Origin of the sequence: Leisingera sp. NJS204 (assembly GCF_004123675.1) — a bacterium.
In the GTDB taxonomy this organism is placed as follows: Bacteria; Pseudomonadota; Alphaproteobacteria; order Rhodobacterales; family Rhodobacteraceae; genus Leisingera.
The window spans coordinates 4,236,569-4,246,063 of sequence record NZ_CP035417.1; the positions used below are offsets into that span (position 1 = coordinate 4,236,569).

The 9,495-nt window shown below is 60.2% G+C and carries 10 protein-coding genes; 5 read left to right on the forward strand and 5 right to left on the reverse strand.

Features of this window, described 5'->3' with window-relative positions:
- Window positions 1-12: 12 nt before the first annotated feature.
- On the reverse strand, window positions 13-1,200 hold the full coding sequence (locus tag ETW24_RS20635) for a glycine C-acetyltransferase (protein WP_129372778.1): 1,188 nt from the start codon (window positions 1,198-1,200) through the stop codon (window positions 13-15).
- 162 nt (window positions 1,201-1,362) lie between these two features.
- Here ETW24_RS20635 and ETW24_RS20640 point away from each other — a divergent pair, with 162 nt between their 5' ends.
- A complete protein-coding gene (locus ETW24_RS20640; protein WP_129372779.1) occupies window positions 1,363-1,764 on the forward strand; it encodes a VOC family protein in 402 nt (133 codons plus the stop codon).
- 87 nt (window positions 1,765-1,851) lie between these two features.
- Here the strand turns inward: ETW24_RS20640 and ETW24_RS20645 are convergent, their stop codons facing one another.
- Together ETW24_RS20645 and ETW24_RS20650 are read right to left on the reverse strand one after the other, a co-directional pair.
- On the reverse strand, window positions 1,852-2,058 hold the full coding sequence (locus ETW24_RS20645; RefSeq protein ID WP_024092327.1) for a cold-shock protein: 207 nt from the start codon (window positions 2,056-2,058) through the stop codon (window positions 1,852-1,854).
- Between the two features lie 325 nt (window positions 2,059-2,383).
- Window positions 2,384-2,950 carry a helix-turn-helix domain-containing protein gene (locus ETW24_RS20650; RefSeq protein WP_027257153.1) on the reverse strand — a complete coding sequence of 189 codons (567 nt, stop codon included), beginning with the start codon at window positions 2,948-2,950 and terminating at the stop codon, window positions 2,384-2,386.
- A 173-nt stretch (window positions 2,951-3,123) separates the two neighbouring features.
- Between ETW24_RS20650 and ETW24_RS20655 the strand changes: the two genes are divergently transcribed.
- Window positions 3,124-4,299, forward strand: coding sequence for an acetyl-CoA C-acyltransferase family protein (locus ETW24_RS20655; RefSeq protein WP_129372780.1), 1,176 nt, complete (start codon window positions 3,124-3,126; stop codon window positions 4,297-4,299).
- Window positions 4,300-4,399: 100 nt separating this feature from the next.
- On the opposite strand, the gene ubiB is transcribed toward ETW24_RS20655, so the two are convergent.
- The gene (gene ubiB, locus ETW24_RS20660) at window positions 4,400-5,929 is read right to left on the reverse strand and encodes a 2-polyprenylphenol 6-hydroxylase (protein WP_129372781.1); all 1,530 of its coding nucleotides are present in this window, start codon (window positions 5,927-5,929) and stop codon (window positions 4,400-4,402) included.
- A gap of 3 nt (window positions 5,930-5,932) precedes the next feature.
- Entirely contained in the window at window positions 5,933-6,685 is a 753-nt protein-coding gene (gene ubiE / locus ETW24_RS20665) for a bifunctional demethylmenaquinone methyltransferase/2-methoxy-6-polyprenyl-1,4-benzoquinol methylase UbiE (protein WP_129372782.1), read from the reverse strand.
- Window positions 6,686-6,771: 86 nt separating this feature from the next.
- On the opposite strand from ubiE, the gene mutM reads away from it, so the two are divergent.
- The 3 genes from mutM to rpsT all read left to right on the forward strand — a co-directional run bounded on the left by mutM (window position 6,772) and on the right by rpsT (window position 8,943).
- Window positions 6,772-7,623, forward strand: a complete 852-nt coding sequence (gene mutM / locus ETW24_RS20670) for a bifunctional DNA-formamidopyrimidine glycosylase/DNA-(apurinic or apyrimidinic site) lyase (RefSeq protein WP_129372783.1) — start codon at window positions 6,772-6,774, stop codon at window positions 7,621-7,623.
- 63 nt (window positions 7,624-7,686) lie between these two features.
- The gene (locus ETW24_RS20675; RefSeq protein WP_129372784.1) at window positions 7,687-8,463 is read left to right on the forward strand and encodes an enoyl-CoA hydratase; all 777 of its coding nucleotides are present in this window, start codon (window positions 7,687-7,689) and stop codon (window positions 8,461-8,463) included.
- A 216-nt stretch (window positions 8,464-8,679) separates the two neighbouring features.
- Complete coding sequence (rpsT, locus tag ETW24_RS20680) at window positions 8,680-8,943, forward strand: 30S ribosomal protein S20 (protein WP_027257159.1); 264 nt, start codon at window positions 8,680-8,682, stop codon at window positions 8,941-8,943.
- Window positions 8,944-9,495 lie beyond the last annotated feature (552 nt).

Here is a 9,495-nt window from a genome sequence, read left to right on the forward strand (position 1 = left end):
TGTTCGGCCGGCTCATGACACAATCCCCAATTCCTTGCCGACCTTGCCAAAGGCGGCCAATGCCCGGTCCAGCTCATCCCGCGTCAGCGCCGCATTCATCTGGGTGCGGATCCGCGCCTGACCGCGCGGCACGACGGGGAAGAAGAAGCCGGAGACATAGACGCCCTCGTCAAACAGCCGCGCCGCCATATCCTGCGCCAGCTGCGCCTCTCCCAGCATCACCGGGATGATCGGATGCTCACCCGGCAACAGGTCAAAGCCGAGGTTTTCCAAGCCCGCCCGCCAGTACTTCGCATTCTCGAACAGCTGCGCCCGCAGCCCGTCCCCTTCTTCGACCAGCCGGATCGCTTCCAGCCCGGCAGCAACAATTGATGGCGGCAGCGAATTGGAGAACAAATAGGGCCGCGCCCGCTGCCGCAGCAGGTCGATCACTGGCTGCGGCCCGGCGATATAACCGCCGATGGCCCCCCCAAGTGCTTTGCCCAATGTCCCGGTGACGATATCCACGTCCACCCCGAAATGCTCCGGCGTGCCGGCCCCCGTTGCGCCCATGAAGCCGGTTGCGTGGCAGTCATCCACCATCACCACAGCATCGTATTTATCCGCCAGCGCCCGGATCTCCGGCAGCTTGGCCAGGTACCCGTCCATCGAGAATACCCCGTCGGTGGCAATCATGATGTGCCGCGCCCCGTCCTCGCGCGCCTGTTTCAGCCAGGCCTCCAGATCGTTCATGTCGCTGTTCAGATAGCGATAGCGTTTGGCCTTGCACAGGCGCACCCCGTCGATGATCGACGCATGGTTCAGCGAGTCCGAGATAATCGCATCCTCAGGCCCCAGCAGCGGCTCGAACAGCCCGCCATTGGCATCGAAACAGGCGGCAAACAGGATTGCGTCATCCTTGCCGAGGAATTTGGCCAGCCGCTGCTCCAGCTCCCGGTGAATGTCCTGGGTGCCGCAGATGAACCGGACTGAGGCCATGCCGAATCCTTTTGGCTCCATCGCGTCTTTGGCGGCATTGATGAGGGCAGGGTGGTTGGCCAGACCCAGATAGTTGTTGGCGCAGAGGTTGATCACTTCGCGGCCGCCAACCGTGATCCCGCCCGCTTGGGGGGAGGTGATCATTCGCTCACGTTTGTACAGTCCCTCAGCTTCGATCTGGGCAAGCGTATTGGAGATGTCGGTCAGAAATGCGTTGGACATGAGCTGGCTCCCTGGGTGTCTCGAGTCGCGTGTCTATCATAGCGGATGCGTTTCCGAAATACAGGATTTCAGTATGACGGAAAAAATTCCGTGAAACCGGATTTGAAGGCTGGAATTCCACCCGGCCGGACTATCTCATCCCAAAACAGGGAGGAAACAGTCATGGCACGCATCACGGGTATCGGCGGAGTCTTCATCAAGGCGCGCGGCGGCGCCACTGAGCTGGCAGAATGGTACCGCGACCATTTGGGGCTGGAGCTGGAGGATTTCGGCGGCGCCGTCCTCAAGTGGCAGGATGACAAGGCCGGCGACGGCGGCCTCACCGTATGGGCCGCTGCTGATCAGCACGGGACTTGGTTCGATCCCAGTACCTCTGGCTTTATGATTAACTACCGGGTTGATGACATGGATGGCATGGTTGCACAGCTGACCGCCGCAGACATTCCCATTTTGAAAGGGCCTGACGCCCATGAGAATGGCCGCTTTGCCTGGATCATGGACCCGGAAGGCAACAAGGTGGAGCTGTGGGAGCCTGCGCCTTGGGATGACAAGAACAAGGGCTGACTGTCCCTTTGTGTCCGAATGGCAGGCACAAAAAAAAACGCGGCCCCTTTACAGGGACCGCGTTTCAGAACTGCTAAGCTTAAAAGCTTATGCCAGCGCCAGGTTCACAGCCGACTCGCGGCCGTCACGGCCGGGCTCGATGTCGAAAGTGACTTTCTGGTTGTCCGCCAGGCCGGTCAGGCCGGAACGCTCAACAGCGGAGATGTGCACGAACACATCTTTGCTGCCTCCGTCGGGTGCGATGAAGCCGAAGCCTTTAGTGGTGTTGAACCATTTTACGGTGCCGGTGGCCATATCCGTAGTCTCCTAATAATTGCTGCCCGCGGAAGTGCGGCAGCCTGGCGTAGTCGGTCTGGATCGAGAGACTGAAAACGCCGCAAAGCGGGAGACAGTGGATCGACAAGAATAACGTTAGCGATCCACATATGGTCCGATGCCGTGAGTCTTTCAAGGGCTTTGTTCCGGAAAGGTGGAGAGAGGGGCTTTCTTGCCGGTGCGTTTACGCCGGTTCAGCTAAAAAGATCCGGCTCAAACCCGAACTCTCCCGCCTGTGTGAAAGGTCTGCCAATGCCTGGATTGATATTGAAACAACGGGTGCAGCCGGGCTTGAGGGCATACCTCAAGCGGTTTTCACAATAAGAAACACCCGCGCCGGCCCCTCGGGGGCGGTGACCGAATGCGCAACATCAGCGGCATAACGGGCAGTGTCGCCTGTTTGCAGCAAGTTGTTGGCATTGCCAGAAGAAAGTGCGATTTCGCCCTCTAGCACGGTCAGCTGTTCCACTGTGCCGCGGGTGTGGGGCTGGCTGATCAGTGCACCGCCCTTGTCGAAACGGATATCATAAACCTCGTGCCCGCCGGCGTCCTCTGGCGGCGACAGTATGCGGATCCGGCATCCTTGGCCCATGTTCTCGATCTTGGGCACATCTGTTGCGCGCAGAACCTCAATCCGGTCTTTCATGTCCCCTGTTTCCAGCAGCCCGGCAAAATCCACCTGCAGCGCTCGGGTCAGGTTCCACAGTGTTGCGATGGTGGGGGAGCTTTCACCGCGCTCAATCTGGCTTACCATGGAACGGCTGACGCCGGAGAGATTCGCCACCGCCTCCAGGCTCAGCCCTTGGGTGCGGCGGGCCTCTTTCAGGCGGGCGGGCAGCAGGGTCAGGATATCGTCTGTGTTTTCCGTCATGACGGATTCTCTGCGCCGTCAGGCAGGATTTGTCAAATCCTGCGGTCTTTCGGAATGTTGCGCAGTGGCGGTGCACGGGGAGTTACGCGGCGTTTCCATGACGGCACGTCCCGGCAGACAGGGTCATGCTGCGGGCGCATAATGGCGGCAACGCAGGAGTGAGGAGAAAGACAATGACTGATATCGTGATTCTGGACGGCGCCCGCACCGCCATCGGCACATTTGGCGGCGCGCTGGCAGGTACTGCACCGATTGATCTGGCCGCAACCGTATCAAAAGCAGCACTGCAGCGCTCTGGCGTTGAGGGCGGGCAAATCGGCCACGCCGTATTCGGCCACATCATCAACACCGAGCCGCGCGACATGTACCTGAGCCGGGTTGCAGCGATGCAGGCGGGGGTGCCTGATGCGGTGCCCGCGATGAACGTGAACCGGCTTTGCGGTTCCGGCGTGCAGGCAATTATATCAGCCTTTCAATCTCTTGCTATGGGCGATGCGGAGTTCGCGCTGGCCGGCGGCGCCGAAAACATGTCGCGCAGCCCCTATATCCTCCAGCAAAGCCGCTGGGGGGCGAAGATGGGTGATGTAAAGTCGCTCGACATGATGCTGGGGGCGTTGAACTGCCCGTTCGGCACAGGCCATATGGGGGTTACAGCTGAAAATGTCGCCGATGAGCACGGAATTACGCGCGCCCAGATGGATGAATTTTCCGTCACCAGCCAGACCCGCGCGGCGGCAGCAATCGAGGCCGGGCATTTCAAATCGCAGATCGCGCCGGTTGAGGTGAAGGTAAAGCGCGACATGGTGCCGTTCGAGGTGGACGAGCATCCCAAAGCCACCACTCTGGATGTTCTGGGCGGGCTTAAAGCGGTGTTCCAGAAAGACGGCCGGGTTACCGCCGGCAATGCCAGCGGGATCAACGATGGTGCGGCGGCGGTGGTGCTGGCCACGGCCTCCGCCGCAGAAAAGGCGGGTCTGAAACCCAAGGCGCGGATCCTGGGCTATGCCCATGCCGGTGTGCGTCCCGAGGTGATGGGGATCGGCCCGGTTCCGGCCGTGCGTAACCTGTTCGAAAAGACCGGCCTTTCGGCGGGCGATTTCGACGTCATTGAATCGAACGAGGCTTTTGCCTCGCAGGCGCTGGCGGTGAACAAGGAACTGGGGCTGGACCCTGCCCGGGTGAACCCGAACGGCGGAGCGATTGCCCTGGGTCATCCGGTGGGGGCAACCGGCGCTATCATCACCTTGAAAACGCTTTATGAATTGGAGCGGATCGGCGGATCGAAAGGTCTGATCACGATGTGCATCGGCGGTGGTCAGGGCATCGCATTGGCAATCGAGCGGCTGTAAAAGAAAGCGAAGGGGGCGCTGCCCCCTCGCGCTTTGCGGCGCTCACCCCTGGGGTATTTCAGACCAGAAAGAAGACCGTGCCGTTGGGGCGTTTGCACGCTCACAGCAGCAGGGCAACAACGGCACAGAGGCTTGCTCCGCCGGCTGCGCCTAGAACAGCCGGGGTTACCCAGCTGTTCAGCTTGCGATTTTGTGTCCCGTTCTGCGCTGCTTGTGCGATCAGCGCCTGTTCCACCAGCGCGGGCAGCCGGGGGCCAAACCGGGCCATCACCTTGGCGGTGTCCAATAGGTCGGAAACCACGGCGCGCGGGCCGATTGATTTCTTGATGTAATCCTCGACCACCGGCTGGGCGGCCTCCCAGATGTTGATATGCGGGTCCAGCGAGCGGGCGACGCCTTCGACCACCACCATGGTACGCTGCAGCAGGATCAGCTCGGTGCGGGTTTCCATGCCGAAACGCTCTGTGACTTCAAACAGATAGTTCAGCAGCCTCCCCATGGAGATCTGCGAGGCATCCATGCCGAAGATCGGCTCTCCCACCGCGCGCAAGGCGCGGGCGAATTCATCCACATCGTGGGAGGCGGATACATAACCGGCCTCGAAATGCACTTCGGCGACGCGTTTGTAGTCGCGTTTGATGAAACCATAGAGGATCTCGGCGTAGACCCGGCGGGTGTACTCATCAATATGGCCCATGATGCCGAAGTCATAGGCGATAATGTCACCGTTTGCCGCGACCTTCATGTTGCCCTGATGCATGTCGGCGTGGAAAAAACCATCGCGCAGTGCGTGGCGGAGAAACAGTGAAAGCACCCGGTCGGCCAGCACCCGGCGGTCATGGCCCGCTGCATCCAGCGCGTCATTGTCACCCAGCGCAACGCCGTCCGCCCAGCCCATCGTCATTACCCGGCGGGCGGAATAGCCCCAGCGGATCTCAGGCAGCTGGAAACCTTCGTCATTCACTGTATTGGCGGCAAACTCCGAAGCGGCGGCGCTTTCCAGGCGCAGGTCCAATTCCCCTTGCACCACGCCGTCGAAATGCTCGATCACGTCCATCGGTTTCAGGCGGCGGGCACCGGGCGCAAAGAGATCGGCTATGCGGGCAGCGAAGTAAAAGGCGTCCACATCCTTGTTGAAGGCGCGCTCAATACCGGGCCGCAGTATCTTGACGGCCACTTCATCGCCGGAGTCCGCCAAGGTGGCCCGGTGCACCTGCGCAATGGAGGCCGCGGCGATGGGGTCGCTGAACTCTGAGAAAACCTCTGAGACCGGGCGGCCCAGTTCTTTTTCCACTTCGGCCAGCGCCTCGGCGCGGGAGAACGGCGGCAGCTTATCCTGCAGCACCCGCAATTGGCGGGCGAGATCCTTGCCCACCACATCGGGCCGGGTCGAAAGAACCTGCCCGAATTTGATATAGGCAGGCCCCAGGGCGTTCAGCGCGCGGGTTTCGGGCGGCATCGCAGGATCGCCCTTGTAGCCCAGCCATTTGAACGGCCAGCCCAGGGTGCGGGCGAGGATACGCAGGGGCCTGGGGGCCTCAAACGCCTCCAGCACCGAATGCATGGCGCCGGTGCGCTCGAAAGTGGCGCCTGTGCGGATCAGGCGCAGAATGTTGTGGGGACCGCGCATAGGTCAGATCTTCCAGCCGGAATGCAGGGCGGCGATGCCCAGCGACAGGTTGCGGTACTTGGCGTTTTCAAAGCCTGCTTTGCGCAGCATTCCGAGGAAAGTCTCCTGATCGGGGAAGTTGCGGATCGATTCCACCAGATACTGGTAGCTGTCGTAATCGCCGGCAATCATTTGCCCCATCCGCGGGATCACATTGAAGGAATAGAGGTCATAAAGCTTTTGAAGCCCGTCATTCGGCAGCTGCGAAAACTCCAGCACCATCAGCCGCCCGCCGGGGCGCAGCACCCGGTATGCCTCGTTCAGGGCCTCCTGCGGGCGGGTTACGTTCCGGATGCCGAAGGAGATCGTGTAGACGTCGAAAGTGTTGTCCTTGAATGGCAGCTTCATCGCATCGCCGGTGACCCAGTCGAGGCTGTGCGCCATCTGCTCTGCCTCGGCGCGTTTGCGGCCTTCCTCCAGCATCGGGCGGGTAAGGTCGAACACAGTGGAATGACCGGACCCTGCGCGCTTCAGGAAGCGGAAGGAAATGTCGCCGGTGCCGCCCGCCACATCCAAGAGCCGCTGACCAGGGCGCGGCGCCAGCCAGTCCATCATCGCGTCTTTCCAGACCCGGTGGATGCCGACGCTCATCACATCGTTCATGATGTCGTATTTTGAGGCGACCGAGTTGAAGACCCCCTGCACGCGGCCGGCCTTTTCCTCCTCGCGGACGGTTTCGAACCCGAAATGGGTGGTGTTGTCGCTGCTATCGCTCATGAGGCTTGCCGTTTGCTGAATTCCGCCCTTGTTATAAGGCGCTGGAGGGCAGGCACAATGCGGCCCGTTGGTTCAGGAGGGGTGTAATGCCAGAATTGCCCGAGGTCGAGACAGTGAAACGCGGATTGGCGCCTGCGATGGAGGGGGCGGTGATCACAAATGCGGCTGTGAACCGGCCGGACCTGCGCTGGCCGTTTCCGCCAGCGATGGCCGAGCGGCTGACCGGTGCGCGGGTCAATGTGCTGCGGCGGCGGTCGAAGTACATTCTTGCCGACCTCGATACGGATGAGACATTGCTCATTCACCTTGGCATGTCGGGCCGGATGACGGTGTCGGGTGATCCGCTGGGGCAGTTCACGCATGAGCACCCTCAAGCAGTAAAGCACGATCATGTGGTTCTGGATATGGACAACGGCGCCCGCATCACCTTCAACGATCCGCGCCGGTTCGGGGCGATGGATCTGCTGGAGACGGCGACTGCCGAGTCCCACAAACTGCTGGCGGTGCTGGGGCCGGAACCGCTGGGCAATGATTTTCACGAGGATCATCTGGTTGCCGCCTTCCAGGGTCGCAACACGCCGGTGAAATCTGCATTACTGGATCAGGGAATCATTGCTGGCCTTGGTAACATTTACGTCTGCGAAGCTTTGTTCCGTGCGGGAATTTCGCCACGCCGCAAGGCTGGGCAGATTGCCGCGCATCGGGTTGCGGCGCTGGTTCCGATCATCCGCGAAGTGTTGCAGGATGCCATTCGTGCAGGCGGATCGTCGCTCAAGGATTTTCGGCAAGCCTCTGGTGAACTTGGATATTTTCAACATTCTTTCGATGCTTACGGGCGCGAGGGCGAACCTTGCCGCCGTGCGGGTTGCACCGGGTCAATTGCCAGAATCACTCAGTCCGGACGCTCCACCTTCTACTGTGTAAAGTGCCAAAGATAGCTTGATCAGAGTGCCCCTTTTGGTAAGGACTCGGATTTGAACGGAACAACCGAAAGAGAAATCATGGCCTACGAGACGATCAACGTCGATGTGCAGGACCACGTTTGCCTCATAAAACTGAACCGCCCAGAGGCGATGAACGCGCTCAACAAAGAACTTATCGGTGAGTTGTGCGCCGCTTTGGAGGAGGCCGATGCCAGCGACAAGGTGCGCTGCATCGTTTTGACCGGTTCGGAAAAGGCCTTTGCCGCCGGTGCCGACATCAAAGAGATGTCGGAGATGAGCTTTACCGAAGTGTTCTCCACGAACCTGTTTGCCGATGCCAATGACCGGATCTCTGCCATTCGCAAGCCGGTGATCGCGGCGGTGGCCGGTTATGCGCTGGGCGGCGGCTGCGAGCTGGCGATGCTGTGCGATTTCATTATCGCTGCTGAGACTGCCAAATTCGGCCAGCCTGAGATCAATCTGGGTGTCGTTGCAGGAATTGGCGGTACACAGCGTCTGACCCGGTTTGTGGGCAAGTCCAAATCCATGGATATGAACCTCACCGGCCGCTTCATGAACGCCGAGGAAGCCGAACGCGCCGGCCTGGTGTCGCGCGTGGTGCCGGCCAAGAAGCTGATCGAGGAAGCCACCGCAGCGGCACAGAAGATCGCCGAAAAATCGCTGCTGACAGCGATGGCAGTCAAGGAGACGGTGAACCGCTCTTACGAGCTGCCGCTGAACGAGGGGCTGCTGTTCGAGCGCCGGGTATTCCACTCGATGTTTGCCACCGAAGACCAGAAAGAGGGCATGGCCGCCTTTCTGGAAAAGCGTGAGGCGCAGTTCCGGGACAAGTGAGTCCAGCTTGCGATTGAAGTAACAGGGCGGCGGGCGGATGGGCCCGCCGTTTTGCTTTCCGGGCCAGCGCCCTTGCAATTCTGCACCGGATTGGATAAACGCCGCCCCATACATGCGCGTGCAGCCCGCTCTGGCTAGAATCACACCGGTTTTTTGACCCGGGTTTGGCTGGCATTGCGTCCGATAGAAACAGAACCCGAGATAAGGTCAAACACCATGGCAAATTCGCCCCAGGCCAAGAAGCGCGCACGTCAGAACGAAAAGCGCTTTGCCGTCAACAAAGCCCGTCGTTCGCGCATCCGCACCTACCTGCGTAAAGTTGAAGAAGCTATCGCTTCCGGCGACAAAGAAGCTGCAACCGCAGCTCTGCGCGCTGCTCAGCCCGAGCTGATGCGCGGTGTTACCAAGGGTGTGTACCACAAAAACACCGCTTCCCGCAAAATCTCGCGCCTGTCCGCACGCGTGAAGGCACTGGCCTGAGATTCGCGCTGCTGGGCAAGCTCAAGCAGAGTTGAAAAGTTGTCAGGGCGCTGCAGATTGCAGCGCCTTGTTTTTTTGGAAAACCCTCGGCGGTGTTCTGCAGGCGCGAGAGATTCTTTGTCGCCAAAGGCAGAGTCAACATCATAGTTTCGTTGCTGCCGCCCCCCTCGAATTGCTACCAATAGGACAGCGATTCACTCGCTGGGGGGACAGGCTGCTTGCGGCAATCTTGACGGGCATCAAGGTTGCCAGGTTATCCGGTACAGACGGCACATACGTGCGTTGTTCTGACCGGGATCCACTGCTGTGTTGGTATAGGACAGCAGCCTTGTCTCAATTGTGTGCGATACTGTTCGTCACGGCAAATCCGCCGCTTCTTGCGGCTGTTTTTGCTGTTTTGTGCGAACTTTCAGCCTTCGGGTAATGCGGCCACTGCTGGTCCGCACACATAACCCCTGTGCGTGAATGCCTCCCGGGTGGTTGGGGGTAAGATAGAATAGAATTGGCCCGGCCAAGGGGCCGCTGCTTTTTTGGGGACGCGTGAGGCGCAGC